Annotated in this window: 14 protein-coding genes; 10 read left to right on the top strand and 4 right to left on the bottom strand. The window is 70.5% G+C overall.

Annotated features, from left to right (window positions below; all coding sequences use genetic code 11):
• The first annotated feature begins 128 nt into the window (after window positions 1-128).
• The 6 genes from ACIF83_RS27955 (at window position 129) to ACIF83_RS27930 (ending at window position 6,280) form a co-directional block, all read left to right on the top strand.
• Window positions 129-971 (top strand): M24 family metallopeptidase, encoded by an 843-nt coding sequence (locus ACIF83_RS27955; protein ID WP_393474586.1) that lies wholly within the window; start codon window positions 129-131, stop codon window positions 969-971.
• Complete coding sequence (locus ACIF83_RS27950) at window positions 968-2,722, top strand: SDR family oxidoreductase (protein ID WP_393474589.1); 1,755 nt, start codon at window positions 968-970, stop codon at window positions 2,720-2,722. The genes ACIF83_RS27955 and ACIF83_RS27950 overlap by 4 nt, the downstream gene beginning before the upstream one ends.
• 31 nt (window positions 2,723-2,753) lie before the next feature.
• Window positions 2,754-3,701 (top strand): MerR family transcriptional regulator, encoded by a 948-nt coding sequence (locus tag ACIF83_RS27945; RefSeq protein ID WP_399730960.1) that lies wholly within the window; start codon window positions 2,754-2,756, stop codon window positions 3,699-3,701.
• A 121-nt stretch (window positions 3,702-3,822) separates the two neighbouring features.
• Window positions 3,823-4,362, top strand: a complete 540-nt coding sequence (locus tag ACIF83_RS27940; RefSeq protein WP_399730957.1) for an RNA 2'-phosphotransferase — start codon at window positions 3,823-3,825, stop codon at window positions 4,360-4,362.
• A 43-nt stretch (window positions 4,363-4,405) separates the two neighbouring features.
• Window positions 4,406-5,308 carry an LLM class flavin-dependent oxidoreductase gene (locus tag ACIF83_RS27935; protein ID WP_393474597.1) on the top strand — a complete coding sequence of 301 codons (903 nt, stop codon included), beginning with the start codon at window positions 4,406-4,408 and terminating at the stop codon, window positions 5,306-5,308.
• An 84-nt stretch (window positions 5,309-5,392) separates the two neighbouring features.
• Window positions 5,393-6,280 carry a Cof-type HAD-IIB family hydrolase gene (locus tag ACIF83_RS27930; RefSeq protein ID WP_393474600.1) on the top strand — a complete coding sequence of 296 codons (888 nt, stop codon included), beginning with the start codon at window positions 5,393-5,395 and terminating at the stop codon, window positions 6,278-6,280.
• Between the two features lie 111 nt (window positions 6,281-6,391).
• Here the strand turns inward: ACIF83_RS27930 and cydD are convergent, their stop codons facing one another.
• The 3 genes from cydD to ACIF83_RS27915 are packed head-to-tail and all read right to left on the bottom strand — an operon-like array spanning window position 6,392 to window position 12,495.
• Window positions 6,392-9,901, bottom strand: a complete 3,510-nt coding sequence (gene cydD / locus ACIF83_RS27925) for a thiol reductant ABC exporter subunit CydD (protein ID WP_399730954.1) — start codon at window positions 9,899-9,901, stop codon at window positions 6,392-6,394.
• Between the two features lie 59 nt (window positions 9,902-9,960).
• Window positions 9,961-10,971 (bottom strand): cytochrome d ubiquinol oxidase subunit II, encoded by a 1,011-nt coding sequence (gene cydB / locus ACIF83_RS27920; RefSeq protein ID WP_399730951.1) that lies wholly within the window; start codon window positions 10,969-10,971, stop codon window positions 9,961-9,963.
• A 15-nt stretch (window positions 10,972-10,986) separates the two neighbouring features.
• A complete protein-coding gene (locus tag ACIF83_RS27915; RefSeq protein WP_393474607.1) occupies window positions 10,987-12,495 on the bottom strand; it encodes a cytochrome ubiquinol oxidase subunit I in 1,509 nt (502 codons plus the stop codon).
• Between the two features lie 209 nt (window positions 12,496-12,704).
• On the opposite strand from ACIF83_RS27915, the gene ACIF83_RS27910 reads away from it, so the two are divergent.
• Window positions 12,705-13,076, top strand: a complete 372-nt coding sequence (locus ACIF83_RS27910; protein WP_399730948.1) for a cyclophilin-like fold protein — start codon at window positions 12,705-12,707, stop codon at window positions 13,074-13,076.
• Between the two features lie 74 nt (window positions 13,077-13,150).
• On the opposite strand, the gene hisC is transcribed toward ACIF83_RS27910, so the two are convergent.
• A complete protein-coding gene (gene hisC, locus ACIF83_RS27905) occupies window positions 13,151-14,230 on the bottom strand; it encodes a histidinol-phosphate transaminase (RefSeq protein ID WP_393474612.1) in 1,080 nt (359 codons plus the stop codon).
• 429 nt (window positions 14,231-14,659) lie between these two features.
• Here hisC and ACIF83_RS27900 point away from each other — a divergent pair, with 429 nt between their 5' ends.
• The 3 genes from ACIF83_RS27900 (at window position 14,660) to ACIF83_RS27890 (ending at window position 18,270) form a co-directional block, all read left to right on the top strand.
• Window positions 14,660-15,772: a LacI family DNA-binding transcriptional regulator gene (locus ACIF83_RS27900; RefSeq protein WP_399730945.1), complete on the top strand. Its 1,113-nt coding sequence runs from the start codon at window positions 14,660-14,662 to the stop codon at window positions 15,770-15,772.
• Between the two features lie 376 nt (window positions 15,773-16,148).
• The gene (locus ACIF83_RS27895) at window positions 16,149-17,225 is read left to right on the top strand and encodes a metallophosphoesterase (RefSeq protein ID WP_399730942.1); all 1,077 of its coding nucleotides are present in this window, start codon (window positions 16,149-16,151) and stop codon (window positions 17,223-17,225) included.
• Window positions 17,226-17,406: 181 nt separating this feature from the next.
• Window positions 17,407-18,270 carry a hypothetical protein gene (locus tag ACIF83_RS27890; protein ID WP_399730939.1) on the top strand — a complete coding sequence of 288 codons (864 nt, stop codon included), beginning with the start codon at window positions 17,407-17,409 and terminating at the stop codon, window positions 18,268-18,270.
• The last annotated feature ends 38 nt before the right edge of the window (window positions 18,271-18,308 follow it).

Genomic DNA, 18,308 nt, shown 5'->3' with positions numbered 1-18,308 from the left:
TCATCCACAGCAGCTCGCCGAGCGTTGTCCCCAGCCTTGATCCCGCCTATTGACGCCGCCTCTAACAACTGTCACATTCACCAGTGTCAAGTTACGGACGCGTACCGCAGTCGACGGGACGGGGCGGCATGACGACGGCAGTGAGCAGCGAACTCTCCGTGGAGTTGAAGGGGTTCAGGCGGGTGCAGCGCCTCGCCTACGAGTGCGCGGAGGCGATCGCGGCACGCCTCGAACCGGGTGTGACCGAGCGCGAGGCGGCGCGGATGCAGCGCGAGTGGCTGCGCGAGCGGGGGGTGCGGGACTGGTTCCACCTGCCCTTCGCCTGGTTCGGCGACCGCACGGCGTTCGTGAACTTCCGCATCCCGCTGCAGTTCTTCCCGACCGACCGCGCCCTGGAGCCCGGGATGCCGTTCATCCTGGACATGGCCCCGGTCCACGAGGGATACACGGCCGACATCGGCTACTCGGGCTCCCTCGGCGTCAACCCGGTGCAGGACCGGCTGATGGCCGACCTGGAGGCGCACCGCGAGCTGATCCTTCGCGAGGTGCGCGAGCGGCGGCCGCTGCGCGAGATCTACGAGGACGTGGACCGCCTCATGGTCCGCCAGGGCTACGCCAACCGGCACCGGGCGTACCCGTTCGGCGTGATCGCCCACAAGGTGGACCGGGTCAAGCAGCGCCGCTGGTCACCCCATCTGTTCGGGTTCGGCACGCAGTCCCTGAAGGGCCTGGCCGCCGACGCCCTGCACGGCCACCGCGAGGGCTGGTCGCCCCTGTGGTCGCCGTACCGCTTCTCCGACCACCCGCCGCAGCCGGGCCTGTGGGCGGTCGAACCCCACCTCGGCTTCCGGGGTACGGGCGCGAAGTTCGAGGAGATCCTGGTGGTCACCGACTCCCGGGACCCCGAGCAGAGCGCGTTCTGGCTGGACGACGATCTGCCGCACGTGCGGCGCTGGGCGGAGGCGAAGTGACGCTGAAGGGTGCGCGTGAGCGCCGGGTGCACACCGGCGGGGTCGAGCTGTGCGTGGCCGAGCTGGGTGACCCGGAGCAGCCGACGGTGGTGCTGGTGCACGGCTACCCGGACAGCAAGGAGGTCTGGTCGGAGGTCGCCGTCCGCCTCGCCGACCATTTCCACGTCGTCCTGTACGACGTCCGGGGCCACGGCCGCTCCACCGCACCGCAGCCCCTGCGCGGCGGCTTCACCCTGGCGAAGCTCACGGACGACTTCCTGGCGGTCGTGGACGCGGTGAGCCCGGACCGCCCGGTGCACGTCGTCGGGCACGACTGGGGCTCGGTGCAGTCCTGGGAGTTCGTCACCGTGGGCCGCACGGAGGGTCGTATCGCCTCCTTCACGTCGATGTCCGGCCCCTCCCTGGACCACTTCGGGCACTGGATCAACGCGCGCGTGAAGCGTCCCACGCCCCGCCGGGTGGGCCAGCTCCTCGGACAGGGCGCCAAGTCCTGGTACGTCTACATGCTGCACACCCCCGCTCTGCCGGAACTGGCCTGGCGCGGACCGCTCGGCAAGCGCTGGCCGAAGATCCTCCAGCGGACCGAAGGGGTCCCCGCCGGCGACTACCCGACCCCCTCCCTCCCCTCCGACGCGGCGCACGGCGCCTGGCTGTACCGGGACAACGTCCGCGCCCGGCTGCTGAGGCCCCGCCCGGACGCGTTCGCACACGCGCCCGTGCAACTCATCACGCCCCAGGGGGACGCGTTCCTGTCGGAGCGCCTGTACGACGACCTGGAGCAGTGGGTGCCGCAGCTGACCCGGCGCACGCTCCCGGCCAAGCACTGGATCCCGCGCACGCGCCCCGACCAGGTGGCCGCCTGGATCGAGGAGTTCGTGACGAGCGTCGAGGGCGGTCGGCCGGAGCCCAAGGCCGCCGGTCGCCACGCGGACCGGTTCGGCGGGCAGTTGGTGCTGGTCACCGGAGCGGGCAGCGGTATCGGCCGGGCCACGGCGTTCGCCTTCGCGGAGGCGGGCGCGCGCGTGGTGGCCGTCGACCGCGACGCCGAGGCCGCCGCCCGCACCGCCGAGCTGTCCCGGCTGGTCGGCGCCCCCGAGGCGTGGGCGGAGACGGCGGACGTCTCCGACGAACAAGCCATGGAGAAGCTCGCCGAGAAGGTGCACCGCGAGTACGGCGTGCTGGACGTGCTGGTCAACAACGCGGGGATCGGCTTGTCGGGCTCGTTCTTCACCACCACGACCGAGGACTGGCGCAAGGTCCTGGACGTCAACCTCTGGGGCGTGATCCACGGCTGCCGCCTCTTCGGCGCGCGCATGGCCGAGCGCGGCCAGGGCGGCCACATCGTCAACATCGCGTCGGCGGCCGCCTACCAGCCTTCCCGCGCGCTGCCCGCCTACAGCACCTCCAAGGCGGCGGTCCTGATGCTCTCCGAGTGCCTGCGCGCCGAACTGGCCGGACAGGACATCGGAGTCACAGCGATCTGCCCCGGTTTCGTCAACACCAACATCACCTCCACGGCCCGCTTCACCGGAGTCGACGAGGCCGAGCAGCGCCGCCGCCAGAAGCACTCCGCCCGCCTCTACGGCCTGCGCAACTACCCGCCGGAGAAGGTCGCCAAGGCCGTCCTGGACGCGGTGACCCACAACAAGGCGGTGGTACCGGTGACACCTGAGGCAAGGGGCGCGCACCTTCTGTCGCGGTTCATGCCGGGGGTGTTGAGGGGGATTGCACGGGTGGAGCCGAAGTTGTGAAGCCTCCGGTGTCCCTCCAAGGAACCCCCACATGACCGACCCCCCGCCCCAAAAGACCTACCGCATCGAAGACCTCGCCCACCGCACCCGCACCACCGTCAGAACCATCCGCGCCTACCAGGACAAAGGCCTCCTCCCCCGCCCCGAGCGCCAGGGCCGCGCCAACCTCTACGCCGACATCCATCTCACCCGTCTCCATCAGATCGCCCACCTCCTCGACCGCGGCTACACCCTCGCCTCGATCAAGGAACTCCTGGACGCCTGGGACACCGGCCGCGGCCTGGGCGGTGTCCTCGGCCTGGTCACCGAGGTGGAGGGCCCGTGGACCGACGAGGAGCCGGCCCGCATCACCCGCACCGAGCTGGACGCCCGCTTCGGCGGCGCCCCCGACGAGGACGCCGTGGCCGAGGCGGTCGAACTCGGCGTGCTGGAACCGGTGGACGGCGACCCCGACACCTTCCTGGTACCGAGCCCCCAAGAGCTGTCCGTGGCTGCGGAGTTGCACGCCGCCGGAGTTCCGCTCTCCGCGATCTCGGGTCACCTCAGGGAGTTGAGGGGCCAGGTGGAGCACATAGCCGCCCGTTTCCTGGAGTTCACCACCGAGTACGTCTTCGCCCGCTACCTCGACGACCCCACCCACCGCACGGACGCCCACGCGGCGGAAGCGGCCTCACTGGTACGCCGCCTCCGCCCCCTCGCCCAGCAGACCGTGGACGCCGAACTCGCCCGGGCCATGCGCGTGTTCGCGATCCAGCACCTGCGAAGACGCCTCGGTGCCGATGATCCGCCCGAGCAGCGCGGTCGAACGCGTTCCGTCGACCTGCCCACGGAGACGATCACCGCTGTGGAGCACCTCGTTGGCCGCGAACACACGTCCGCGTTCATCGCACTGGCCGCCGAACGAGAGCTCAGAGCACAGGCCTTGGACGACCTGGCCACACCGAAGCGCGTCCGCAGCGAACTTGGCGAATCACCCTAAATTGCACGCCAGTTGTCCACAACTTCTTCAATTCCCCTGTGGATAAATACACTTGCTTGTGGATCAAACCCGGGAGAGAAAACAACCTGCGTGATCCGCGTCTCTCCAGCACCCTGGAGGCATGGAAGAAAGACGCACCGTGAAGGTGTCGAAGTACCTCTCGAAACACCTCCGCCACCAGCCCGAGCGCATCGGCCTGACACTCGACCCGGGCGGCTGGGTCGAGATCGACACACTGATCAGCGCGGCCGCCGCACACGGGTTCCGGTTCACCCGTGAGGAGCTCGACCATGTGGTGGCCGCCAACGACAAGCAGCGCTTCGCGATCGAGGGCACGAGAATCCGCGCCAGCCAGGGCCACAGCATCGAGATCGACCTCGGCCTGCCCCCGGCGACCCCGCCGCCGTACCTCTACCACGGCACCGTGGCCGGACACCTGGACGCGATCCGCGCCGAGGGTCTCCGGCCCATGAGCAGGCACGACGTACACCTCTCGGCCGACCGCGAGACCGCGACCCGGGTCGGCGCCCGCCGCGGCCGCCCCGTCGTGCTCGCCGTGGACGCCGGCGCCATGCACCGCGACGGCCACGTCTTCCACGTCAGCGCGAACGGGGTGTGGCTCACCAAGGAGGTACCACCCCGCTACCTGCGGTTCTCTTGATCGATTTCGGCCCATGCCAGTGGGGCCCCGTACCCTCGGACGCATGAGTCTGCGTCTGAGCACCGTGATCCTGCCGTACCGCCGCTGGAGCGAGGGCGGTCGTTCGGCCTGGGTGCGGGCCGAGCAGCTCGGCTTCCACACCGCGTACACCTACGACCACCTGTCCTGGCGCAGCTTCCGCGACGGCCCGTGGTTCGGCGCCGTACCGACGCTGACCGCCGCAGCGGCCGCCACCGACCGACTCCGCCTCGGCACGCTGGTCACCTCGCCGAACTTCCGGCACCCGGTGACCCTCGCCAAAGAGCTGATCTCGCTGGACGACATCTCCGGCGGCCGTATCACCCTCGGCATCGGTGCCGGCGGCACCGGCTTCGACGCGACCGCCCTCGGCCAGGAGCCGTGGACGCCGCGCGAGCGCGCCGACCGGTTCGCCGAGTTCGTGCCGCTGCTCGACCGGCTGCTCACCGAGGACGCGGTGACGTACGAGGGCCGGTTCTACTCGGCGCACGAGGCACGCAACATCCCCGGCTGTGTGCAGCGGCCCCGGCTGCCCTTCGCCGTGGCGGCCACCGGCCCGCGCGGACTCAAGCTCGCCGCACGGCACGGCCAGGCGTGGGTGACCACCGGCGACCCGAAGCTGTACGAGAACGGCACACCGGAGCAGTCGGTCGAGGCGCTGCGCGGACAGCTGGAGAAGCTGTCCGAGACCTGCGCGTCGATCGGCCGGGACGTGACCGAGCTGGAGAAGGTCCTGCTCACCGGCTTCACCCCGGATCGCGGCCGGCCGCTCGAATCCCTGGACGCCTTCGTGGACTTCGCCGGCCGCCACCAGGAGCTGGGCTTCACCGAGATCGTGATCCACTGGCCCATCCCGGACTCGGACTTCGCCGCGGACGAGAAGGTCTTCGAGCGGATCGCCATGGAGGCGCCCGCCCAGCTGGCGTGACTCAGTGACAGACGTCACCCGTCGGCCATCTCCGATGTGTCTGTGGACTCATCTGTGCGGACTTCCGCACGGGCGTGCTGGCATATGCGCGAGAATGACCCGGTGACCTCAGCGACCAGACAGCCCGGGACCACGGCCGCCGCTCTACCGCCGCGGCTGATCGCCACCGACCTCGACGGCACTCTCCTGCGCGACGACAAGTCGGTCTCCCCGAGGACGGTCGCCGCGTTGGCGGCCGCCGAGGCCGCGGGCATCGAGGTCTTCTTCGTCACCGGCCGCCCGGCCCGCTGGATGAACGTCGTCAGCGACCACGTCCACGGCCACGGCCTGGCGATCTGCGGCAACGGCGCCGCCGTGGTCGACCTGCACGGCGGCCCCGGCACCCACCGCTTCGTGAAGGTGCGCGAACTGGCCCGGGAGAACGCGCTGGACGCCGTACGACTGCTGCGTGACGCGGTACCCGGCACGGTGTTCGCGGTCGAGCAGACGTACGGCTTCCACCAGGAACCGGCCTATCCCAAGCTGCACATGGAGATACCGGACAACCTCCTGCCCGCCGAGAACCTCCTCGCCGCCGACGGCCCGGACGCCGACCAGCCCGTGCTCAAGATCCTCGCCTACCACCCCGAGCTCGACCCGGACGCCTTCCTCGCCCTCGCCCGTCTCGCGATCGGCGACCGCGCCAACGTCACGCGGTCCAGCCCCAGCGCGCTGCTGGAACTCAGCGGCCCGGACGTCTCCAAGGCCAGCACTCTCGCCCTGTGCTGCGCCGAGCGCGGCATCACGCCCGAGGAGGTCGTCGCGTTCGGGGACATGCCCAACGACGTCGAGATGCTGACCTGGGCCGGCCAGTCGTACGCGATGGGCAACGCCCACCCGGACGTCATCGCCGCCGCCTCGGGCCGCACGGTCGCCAACAACGACGACGGCGTCGCGGTCGTGATCGAGCGGATGATCGCCGAACGCGTCTGACGACGGCTCAGAGCCTGGTGCGACGGGCGCGCCCCGAGCGTAATCAGTCCCTTTTGCCGCGGACGCTCGGGCGAGGCACCCGTGAACGCGGGCGCTCCACCCGCGCGCCCGTCACCGTGCTCCCACCAACTCCTCCGCCGCCGTCTCCCGCAGCACCATGTCCCGCAGCGGCCCGTCCACGGCGGCCAGCTCCGCGTACCGCCCCCGCTGCACCACCCGGCCGGCGTCGAGCACGATCACCTCGTCGACCGCGTCGAGCCCGGCCAGCCTGTGGGTGATCAGCAGGGTCGTACGGCCCTGCGTGGCGGCCAGCAGATCCGCGGTGAGCGCGTCCGCCGTCGGCAGGTCCAGATGCTCGGCGGGCTCGTCCAGAACGAGCACCGGGAAGTCGGCGAGGAGCGCGCGGGCCAGCGCGAGGCGCTGTCGCTGGCCGCCGGACAGCCGCGCCCCGTGCTCGCCGACGAGTGTGTCCAGCCCGTCCGGCAGCCCGTCCACCCAGTCCAGCAGCCGGGCCCGGGCCAGCGCGTCGCGCAGGTCGGCCTCGGTGGCGTCCTTCCGGGCGAGCAACAGGTTCTCGCGCACGCTGCTGTCGAAGAGGTGCGCGTCCTGGGCACACAGTCCGACGAGCCGTCGCACGTCGTCGTCGGCCAGGGCGTACGCGTCCACACCGGCGAGCGTGTACGAGCCCGCCTGCGGGTCGAGGAACCTGAGGAGCACCTGGGCGAGGGTCGTCTTGCCGGATCCGGAAGAACCGACCACGGCGATCCGCCGACCCTGCTCCAGCGTGAGGTCGAGTCCGGCGAGCGCGTCCCGGTGCTGCCCCGTGTGCCGGGCACCCAGGCCGCTGAGCACGACCGGGAAGGGCGAGGCGGGCGCCTGCCGGGGCCCCTCCGGCTCGTGTACGGGCTCCGGGGCGTCCAGCACCTCGAACACTCGCTCCGCGCTCCGGCGTACCCGCTGCCGGTAGCGCACGGCGAGCGGCAGCCCCAGTACGGCCTCGAAGGCGGCCAGCGGGGTGAGGACCACCACGGCCATCGCCACACCCCCGAGCCGACCGGCCGCCACCGCCTGGACGCCGAGCAGGGCGCCGGCGGTGACGGTCAGGCCGCAGAGCAGCGCGGTGAGCCCGTCACCGAGCGCGGTGACGGCGGCGGAGCGCGACGCGATCCGGGTGAGCGTGCCGTCGGCCTGCCGGGCCGCGTCCGTACGGGCCGGCAGCGCGCCGGCGACGGTCAGTTCGGCGGTGCCGGTGAGCAGGTCGGTCACCCGGGTCGCGAGCTGTCCGCGGGCGGGCGCCAGCCGACGCTCGGCCCGCCGGGCCGCGGCCGCGGTGACCAGGGGGACGCCGACGCCGGCCGCGAGGAGCCCGGCCGCGAGGGCAGCTCCGGCCTCGGGCAGCAGCCAGGCCGTGAAGGCGACGGAGGCGGTGGAGACGGCGACCGCGACGCCGGCCGGCAGCAGCCAGCGCAGCCAGTAGTCCTGGAGCGCGTCCACATCGGCGACCAGCCGAGTGAGCAGATCACCGCGGCGGGCCGTGCGCAGCCCCGCGGGCGCCAGCCGCTCCAGCCGCCGGTAGACGGCGACCCGGGTGTCGGCCAGCATCCGCAGCACGGCGTCGTGCGACACCAGCCGCTCGGCGTACCGGAAGACGGCCCGCCCGATCCCGAAGGCCCGCGTCGCCGTCACGGCCACCATCAGATACAGCACCGGCGGCTGCTGCGAGGCCCGCGAGATCAGCCAGCCGGAGGTGGCCATCAGCCCGACAGCGCTGCCGAGCGCCAGACTCCCGAGCAGCAGCGCAAGCAGAAGCCGGCCACGCCGGGGCCCGGCGAGACCCTGAACCCGGGCGAGCGCACTCCGAGTGCGTGCCGCGGGCCGCTCTTTCGGGCCGCTTACCGAGTGACCGAGTCGGATGGCGGGTGGGCCAGGACGGGGGTCCAGGGGGCGGAGCCCCCCGGGAGGGCGACCGCCGGACCGCTGCGCCAGAGACTCCGAGCCCTCCATGCACACCACCCGATCGGCAACCTCCAGCAGCGCCGGCCGGTGCACCACGAGCAGCACCGTGCGTCCCGCCGCAAGTCGCCGTACCGCCGCCACGACGTCGGCCTCGGTCGCCCCGTCCAGCGCGGCCGTCGGCTCGTCCAGCAGCAGCACGGGCCGGTCCGCGAGGAAGGCCCGAGCCAGCGCGAGCCGCTGCCGCTGCCCCGCGGACAGCCCGGCCCCGTCCTCGCCGAGCACCGTGTCGGCCCCCTCGGGCAGCGCGTCCACGAACTCCAGCGCGCCCGCGTCCCGCAGGGCTCGGCGTACAGCGGTGTCGTCCGCGTCGGGCCGGGCCAGCCGGACGTTCTCCGCGATGGTCCCGGCGTACAGGTGCGGCCGCTGCGGCACCCACGCGATCCGTGACCGCCACTCCGCCAGGTCGACGTCCGCGAGATCGGCTCCCCCGACCCGCACCCGGCCCTCCACGGGCCGTACGAACCCCATCAGCACGTTCAGCAGCGTCGACTTGCCCGCACCGCTCGGTCCGACCAGCGCCACTGTCTCGCCGGGCTCGACGCTGAACGACACCTCGCTCACGGCGTCCGCCGACCGCCCCGGGTAGCGAACCGTCACCCCGTCGAAGGCCAGCGGGCCCTCGGGCACCGCCGCGGTGCCGGCCACCGGTGCCGGCGTCTCCAGTACGGCGAAGATCTCCTCCGCCGCGGCGAGCCCCTCCGCCGCCGCGTGGTACTGCGCGCCCACCTGGCGCAGCGGCAGATACGCCTCGGGCGCCAGCACCAGGATGACCAGGCCGATGTACAGATCCATGTCGCCGTGCACCAGACGCATCCCGATCGTCACGGCGACCAGTGCGACCGACAGTGTGGCCAGCAGTTCCAGGGCGAACGAGGAGAGGAACGCGATCCGCAGGGTCCCCATGGTGGCCTGGCGGTACTCGCCGGTGATCCGGCGGATGGACTCGGCCTGCGCCTTGGCCCGGCCGAACACCTTCAGCGTGGGCAGGCCGGCGACCACGTCCAGGAAGTGGCCCGACAGCCGGGACAGCAGCCGCCACTGCCGGTCCATCCGGGACTGCGTGGCCCAGCCGATCAACATCATGAACAGGGGGATCAGCGGCAGGGTGCCGACGATGATCGCCGCCGACACCCAGTCCTCGGTGACGATCCGCGCCAGCACGGCCACCGGGACGACGACCGCGAGGCCCAACTGCGGGAGATAGCGAGAGAAGTAGTCGTCGAGGGCATCGACTCCACGGGTGGCCAGGGTGACCAGCGAGCCGGTCCGCTGTCCGCTCAACCACCCGGGGCCCAGCTGGGCCGCGCGCTCCAGCAGCCGCCCCCGAAGCTCCGACTTCACGGCCGCGCTCGCGCGGTGTGCCGCGAGTTCGGTGAGCCACGCGACAACCGATCGCCCCACGGCCACGGCCGCCAACAGCACCAGGGGAGTGCGCAGTTCGGCGACCGACTGCCCGTGCTGGAAGGCGCCGACCACCACCTCGGCGATGAGCATGGCCTGGGCGATCACCAGCCCGGCCCCGACGGCCCCGAGACCGACTACCGCGACCAGGAAGAGGCGGGTGGCACGGGCGTAGCGCAGAAGGCGCGGATCGATTGGTTTCACGTGAAACATGCCCTTCGGTCCAGAGGGTGTGTTTCACGTGAAACACACCCTCGGCGGACTCAGTGTGCGGCAGCGTCAGGAGCGATGTGCTGCGTGCCGATCCGCTTGCGGAACACCCAGTAGGTCCAGCTCTGGTAGAGCAGGACGAGCGGCGTGGCGATGGCCGCGCACCACGTCATGATCTTCAGGGTGTACGGGCTCGACGAGGCGTTGGTGACCGTCAGGCTCCAGTCCCCGTTGAGCGTGGACGGCATGACGTTCGGGAAGAGCGACAGGAAGAGCATCGCCACCGACGCCACGATGGTCACGCCGGACAGCGCGAACGACCATCCCTCGCGCCCCATCTGATTGGCAACCAGAGCGGCCACCAGGGCGACGACCGCCACGATCAGGGCCACCAGGCTCTTGCCGTCACCGTTGTCGGCCTGCGTCCACAGCAGGAAGGCGAGTGCCAGGACAGCCGTCACGAGACCGACCCGCAGCGCCAGCTTCCGTGCCCGCAGCCGGATGTCCCCGACGGTCTTCAGCGTCGTGAAGACCGCCCCGTGGAAGGTGAAGAGCGTGAGCGTCACCAGGCCGCCGAGCAGGGCGTAGGGGTTCAGCAGGTCCCCGACGGTGCCGACGTACTCGAAGTGCTGGTCGATCTTCACCCCCCGCACGATGTTGCCGAAGGCCACGCCCCACAGGAACGCCGGGATGAGCGAGGTCCAGAAGATGGCCGTCTCCCAGTTGCGCTGCCAGTTCTCCTCGGGCCGCTTCGCCCGGTACTCGAAGGCCACGCCCCGAACGATCAGGCAGACCAGGATGACCAGCAGCGGCAGATAGAAGCCCGAGAAGAGGGTGGCGTACCACTCCGGGAAGGCGGCGAAGGTCGCGCCGCCCGCCGTGAGCAGCCACACCTCGTTGCCGTCCCAGACGGGCCCGATGGTGTTGATCAGCACGCGGCGCTCGGGCCGGTTCCGGGCGAGCAGCTTGGTGAGGATGCCGATCCCGAAGTCGAAGCCCTCCAGGAAGAAGTAGCCGGTCCACAGGACGGCGATGAGGACGAACCAGACGTCGTGAAGTTCCATGACTGTTCCCCCGGCCTAGTACGAGAAGGCCATCGGCTTGTCGGCGTCACGAGTGTCGCCGCCGATCTTCGTGGGCGGGTTGAGGTCGGCCTCGGTCAGCTCGGGCGGGCCGGCCTTGACGTACTTCACCAGCAGCTTGACCTCCACTACGGCGAGGATCGCGTAGAGCGCGGTGAAGACGATCATCGAGGTGAGGACCTCACCCTGGGAGACACCGGGGGAGACCGCGTCCCGGGTCTGCAGGACGCCGTAGACGACCCACGGCTGACGGCCCATCTCGGTGAAGATCCAGCCCCAGGAGTTGGCGATCAGCGGGAAGGCCAGGGTCCAGATCGCGATGCGCCAGTACCAGGTGGTCAGCTTCGGGCCGAGCGCCCTGTTCCGGAACAGCACCAGGTGCGGCACCTCGTCTTCGCCGACCCTCAGGTGCTGCGGCAGCATGAACTTCTTCCGGGTCAGCCACAGTCCGGCGAGGCCGATGGCGAAGGAGGCCATGCCGAAGCCGATCATCCAGCGGAAGCCCCAGAAGGCCACCGGGATGTTGGGCCGGTAGTCACCTGGACCGAACTTCTGCTGCTCGGCCTTGTTGACGTCATTGATGCCGGGGACGTACGAGGTGAAGTCGTCGTTGGCGAGGAAGGACAGCAGGCCCGGGATCTCTATCGCGACGGTGTTGTGGCCCTTCTCGACGTCTCCGTAGGCGAAGATCGAGAACGGTGCCGGCTTCTGCCCGTCCCACAGCGCCTCGGCGGCGGCCATCTTCATGGGCTGCTGCTTGAACATGACCTTGCCGAGCACGTCACCGCTGACCGCGGTGAGCAGGCCGGCGATGACCACCGTGATCAGGCCGAGCCGCAGCGAGGTCTTCATCTCCCGGATGTGCCGCTTACGGGCCAGGTGATAGGCGGAGATGCCGATCATGAAGGCGCCGCCGGTCAGGAAGGCCGCGGAGAGGGTGTGGAAGGCCTGGCTGAGCGCGGTGTTCTGGGTCAGGACATGCCAGAAGTCCGTGAGCTCGGCCCGGCCCTTCGCCTTGTTGATCCGATAGCCGACGGGGTGCTGCATCCAGGAGTTGGCCGCCAGGATGAAGTACGCCGACAGGATCGTGCCGATCGAGACCATCCAGATGCAGGCCAGGTGGATCTTCTTGGGCAGCTTGTCCCAGCCGAAGATCCACAGCCCGATGAAGGTGGACTCGAAGAAGAAGGCGATCAGGGCCTCGAAGGCGAGCGGGGCACCGAAGATGTCACCGACGAAGCGTGAGTAGTCCGACCAGTTCATACCGAACTGGAACTCCTGCACGATGCCGGTGACCACACCCATCGCGATGTTGATCAGGAAGAGCTTGCCCCAGAACTTCGTCGCTCTGAGGTACTTCTCCTTCTCCGTGCGCACCCAGGCCGTCTGGAGCCCGGCCGTGAGGGCGGCCAGGGAGATCGTCAGGGGGACGAACAGGAAGTGGTAGACGGTGGTGATGCCGAACTGCCAGCGCGCCAGTGTCTCCGGCGCCAGAGCCAGGTCCACGTCATCACTCTCCTTACTACGCCGTGGTACTGCGGCGGTTTGCCCCTCTTGTCACGTACATAGAGGAGCAAACGGGATGCGCTTGTGAACGCGTTCACATTCACAAGCCATTATGACGTACTGATTTTCGGCAACCAACGGGGGGTCCCCCCTTCGCCGCGCCGTCAAGGTCTTGGCAGCGACTTCAACATCTTGTTGAATTGCGCGCCATGCAGATACGGATCTCCTGGCCCGCGGGCAACATCACCGCGACCCTCGACGACACACCGACCACCCAGGCCCTGGGGGCCCTGCCGCTCGCTTCCACCGCCCACACCTGGGGCGAGGAGGTGTATTTCGACACAGGTGTTTCCGTTTCACGTGAAACGGATGCCCGGCAGGTCGTGGAGCCGGGCACGGTGGCCTTCTGGACGGACGGGGACGCCCTCGCCCTCCCCTATGGGCCCACGCCCATCTCACTGGGTGACGAGTGCCGGCTCGCGAGCCCGTGCAACATCCTGGGCCGACTCGACGGGGACGCCGCAGTCCTGGCGACCGTGCGGGACGGCGACCCCGTACGCGTGGAACTGATCCACGAGTAGGCACTGATAGACGAGTAGGCCCCGCGCACGCGAGGCCCACCCGGAACCGCTTCGGTGCCCCCGACGGAGCCCGCTCAGATCTCCTTGTGGAACGCTTCCGCCACCTTCAGGAAGATGTCGTTCGCCTCGGTCTCGCCGATCGTCACCCGCACACCCTCGCCCGGGAACGGCCGGACCACCACACCGTGCTCCTCACAGGCTGCCGCGAACGCGACCGTGCGCTCCCCCAGCCGCAGCCACACGAAGTTGGCCTGGGTCTCCGGGACCGTCCAGCCCTGGGCGCGCAGTCCGTCGACCACGCGCGTGCGCTCGCACACCAGCGAGCCGACCCGGCCCAGCAGCTCGTCCTCGGCCCGCAGCGAGGCGATCGCCGCCTCCTGCGCGAGCTGGCTGACGCCGAAGGGCACCGCCGTCTTGCGCAGCGCCGCCGCCACCGGCTCGTGCGCGATCGCAAAACCGACGCGCAGCCCGGCGAGACCGTAGGCCTTCGAGAACGTGCGCAGGACACAGACGTTGGGCCGGTTCCGGTACAGCTCGACGCCGTCGGGCACCTCGGGGTCGCGAATGAACTCCCGGTAGGCCTCGTCCAGCACCACCAGCACATCGCCGGGCACCCGGTCGAGGAACCGCTCCAGCTCCGCGCGACGCACCACCGTGCCGGTCGGGTTGTTGGGGTTGCAAACGAAGATCAGACGCGTCCGGTCGGTGATCGCCTCCGCCATCGCGTCCAGGTCGTGCACATCGCCCGGAGTGAGCGGCACCTGCACCGACCGGGCGCCGCTGATCTGCGTGATGATCGGGTACGCCTCGAAGGACCGCCAGGCGTAGATCACCTCGTCGCCGGGACCGCTGGTGGCCTGGATCAGCTGCTGGGCGACACCCACCGAGCCGGTGCCGGTGGCCAGGTGGGAGAGCGGGACACCGAAGCGCTCCGACAGCTCGTTCATCAGGCCCGTGCAGGCCATGTCCGGGTAGCGGTTGAAGTTGGAGGCGGCTGCGGTCACGCTCTCCATCACGCTGGGCAGCGGCGGATACGGGTTCTCGTTGGAGGACAGCTTGTAGGCGACCGGCCCGCCGGCTGCAGCGGGCTTGCCCGGCTTGTAGGTGGGAATACCCGCCAGCTCGGCGCGCAGCTTCGGGCTCGTCTCGCTCACCGCAGTCCTCCTCGCGACCACCGGCGGACCGTCGACGCCGCCGGCTTTCAATACTCCACACCTTATGAGGATTCGGCGCCCCTGCGAACAGGTGCGGGACACCAAGAGGCGAACCTCATCGATCTCACAGGCATCAGGGGCATCGCCAGACGAAGGCGTACGTATCGGGGGGCGCGCTGCACATATATCTACGCGCCGGTGGCTCGCGCCGTGGCGCGCATCACCCGTGCAGGTGAGTTGAGACCTCTTCGAGACATCGAGCACTTGGCAGGCCCATGCGCGTCGACAAGTCACGTCTCACCATGAGAGCGCTCAACTTCCTTACTTTCTAAGGTAGTTGAGCCGTAATGACCATGCAGAAACGTACCTGTCAACGCGTGCATATGCGTCCGCACTACCCCACCGCATGAGCCCTACTATCGGCTCGCCATGACAGCAGCAGGGAAGCACCAGGTGAGCCGCGCGGAAACCTCACGTCGAGGCAGTCGGCCGGGCCGAGCGGGCATCAGAGACGTGGCCGCCGCCGCCGGGGTCTCCATCACAACCGTGTCCGACGCCCTCAACGGCAAGGGCCGGCTCCCGGATGCCACCCGGCGCCACGTCCGCGAGGTCGCCGACCGGCTGGGGTACCGCCCCTCGGCCGCAGCCCGAACCCTCCGTACCGGCAAGTCGGGACTGATCGGCCTGACCGTGACGACGTACGGGGATGAACCTTTCACCTTCACGGAGTTCGCGTACTTCGCCGAGATGGCCCGGGCCGCCACCTCGGCCGCGCTCGCCCGTGGCTACGCCCTGGTCATCCTGCCCGCGACCTCCCGCCACGACGTGTGGTCGAACGTGGCCCTGGACGGCACGGTCGTCATCGACCCCTCCGACCAGGACCCGGTGGTCAGCGAACTCGTCCGGCAGGGGCTGCCGGTCGTCTCCGACGGCCGCCCGGCCGGCTCGCTCCCGGTCACCGCCTGGGTCGACAACGACCACGAGGCCGCCGTCCTCGGCATCCTGGAGCACCTCGCCGACGCGGGCGCCCGCCGGATCGGCCTGCTCACGGGTACGACGACGGACACGTACACCCATCTGTCGACCACGGCCTACCTGCGCTGGTGCGAGCGAGTCGGCCAGGATCCGGTCTACGAGGCCTACCCGGCGCACGACCCGTGCGCGGGCGCCGTCGCCGCCGACCGGCTGCTCGCCCGCCCCGACCGCCCGGACGCCGTCTACGGCCTCTTCGACCCCAACGGCACCGACCTGCTCGCCGCCGCCCGCCGCTACGGCCTGCGTGTCCCGGACGACCTGCTGCTGGTGTGCTGCAGCGAGTCCACGGTGTACGCCAACACCGAGCCGCCCATCACCACGCTCTCCCTGAAGCCGCGCCGGATCGGCACCGCGGTGGTCCAGCTCCTCATCGACGCCATCGAGGGCGTCGAGTCGAACCAGCCCGTCGAGCAGGTGATACCGACGGAGCTGATCGTGCGCACCTCGTCCCAGCGGCGTTCCCCGCGCACGACCGTCAGCCCGCCGCGAACCCCGGAAGAGGGATAGCGGGGAGATCTCAGGCGGGAGCCCGGCGGGTGGCGCGATCGGTTCACCCGCTGCGGCCGGGGGCGGGGCCGCGGGGTCCCTGTGGGGAGCCGAACCCGGCCGCCACGGCTCGTCCGCCTCGTGGCACGCGGTTCCGCGGGCCCCAAACGGGTCGGTCGACCGTCCAGCCGTGCGGCCGGCGCAGGACCGGCACCCGGTCGAACCCCTGCCCAAACGGGGCGAAAGCCGCGGTGAACTGGAGTCTTGCTCCGATTCACCACCCCTGGGTCATCACACGGCGCGACGCGCATTCCTATGATGGGCCCACGACACCGCGGGCCGCTGCGACCAGGCAGTCCGAAGCGGTGCAGCTGCGGCGCGATGGTGGAGGGGTCTGATGACTCAGGGGGCCGGTCAGGGACCCGAGGTGGAGCGGACGGCGACGTTGCGCGACTTCCGGGTACCCGCGTACGTCCACGAGACCGGTCCGTACGTCCACGCCCAGTCCGGCGACACCCTCCCGGCCGTGGACGAGGCCTATCCCGAGGGCTACACGCCCACCCAGCGCGACCTGCCTGTCATCAACCGCGGCGACACGCTCCAGGTCCCCGTCGAACCGGCCCCCGCAGCCCCCGCCGCAGAGCCCACGACCGGCCCCGGCGCGCTGTACGTCGTCGGTGACGTCCACGGCTACCTGGACGAGCTGGTGGCCGCCCTGCAGGAGAAGGGGCTGATCGACGCCTCCGGCCTGTGGTGCGCGGGCACCGCCCGGCTGTGGTTCCTCGGCGACTTCACCGACCGCGGCCCGGACGGCATCGGCGTGATCGACCTGGTGATGCGGCTGTCCGCCGAGGCGGCCGCGGCCGGCGGCTACTGCAAGGCCCTCATGGGCAACCACGAGCTGCTGCTGCTCGGCGCCAAGCGGTTCGGCGACACCCCCGTCAACTCCGGCGCGGGCACCGCCACCTTCCAGGCGGCCTGGCTGCTCAACGGCGGCCAGAAGACCGACATGGACCGCCTCCAGGACCACCACCTGCAGTGGATGGCCCGCCTCGACGCCGTCGAGGAGGTCGACGGCTACCTGCTCGTGCACTCCGACACCACCGCCTACCTCGACTACGGCGACTCGATCGAGGCTGTCAACGACACAGTCCGCGAGACGCTCACGCGCAACGACGCGGACGAGTGCTGGGACCTGTTCCGGAAGTTCACCAAGCGCTTCTCCTTCCGCGACGAGGGCGGCGCCGACGCCGTACGCTCCCTGCTCGATACGTACGGCGGCACCCGCATCGTTCACGGCCACAGCCCCATTCCGTACCTGCTCGGCGAGGTCGGATCCGAGGACGACGAGGAGGGCAGCGGACCCGTTGTCGAGGGACCGCACGTCTACGCCGAAGGGCTCGCCATCGCCATGGATGGCGGCGTGACCATGGCCGGAAAGCTGCTGGTCCAGCAACTTCCTCTGGATATCTGAGCGTTCGCGGGGCAGGTGCCCCCATACCGTATGAGCGCAGGTCGGCACGCAATTTCCGGCAACCCCCTGTCACCGCGTGCCGTCACGGCTCTACCATCGGCTTATCCGTAGCAGGCTCCCCTCCGTTTCTGCCCGACGGCTCGCCGGCGTGCGAGCCACAAGCCCTACGGAGCATCGGGGGATGCACATGAACAGCGTTCCGCAGCACCTGCTGAGCGAGGACCGCCAGGAATTCGAGCGGATCCTCGATGAGGCGCTGCGCTCCGCACCACACCGCCCGGAACCGGCCGCTGTCGGACAGCGGCTGAACCCCGAACAACTGCGCACCATGGCCCTCAACGCCACCGCGCTCATCACGGCGGCCGCGGTGACCGAGTACCAGCACTACGTGAAGGTCCGCGAGGAACTGCGCCACCCGGCGCCGTCCACCCCCTCGGCCGCCCGCGATTCCGGTTCCGCCGAACCGGGTGCGGACGCGATGGGGCTCGCCACCAGCCTCGGCGAGGCCGCCGAGACGACCGGGGCGGGCGCCATCGCCGTGATCGCGGTGCTGGCCCCCGTCCTCGCCGGGACCGCCGCGGCGATCTTCCTGCTCGTCGGCTACATCCTGAGAATGCTGGCCCCCGGCCAGGCCTTCGCCCAGACCATGCTCACCGCGGGCTGGGTGTTCGGCGCCGTGGCCGCGGCCGCGATCCTCGTCGCCGCGGTCGGGCTGCTGCTCACCGCCCTGCGCAACAGCGCCGCAGCGGAAGCCGCGACCCACGACGCGGCGAGCGAGAAGGTGGCCAGGGCCAGAGAGGCCTGGCGGGATGCCCTGCTGGAGCGCGGCATCCTGCCGTTCCTGCGGGACGCGCTCGCCCAGCCCGGCACGGCCGCCCTGCACCCCACGGCCCCGCCGGCCCCGACCGGCCGCATGCCGCGCCTGGGTTACGGCCGCCCCGGCTTCAGCAGCCCCGACGACGGCTCCGCCTCCGGCCGCCCGAGCTTCACCAGCCCCGACTACACGAGCCCCGACTTCGGCGGCCCGGAACACCAGCCGGAGTGAGGCGTGTGCCCCGCCCGGGGCACACGCCGAATCCCGGC

The organism is Streptomyces sp. NPDC085866, from assembly GCF_044541035.1.
Classification (GTDB): domain Bacteria; phylum Actinomycetota; class Actinomycetes; order Streptomycetales; family Streptomycetaceae; genus Streptomyces.
Note: the sequence above shows the minus strand (reverse complement) of the source record. Positions and strands in the feature narration are given on the sequence as shown.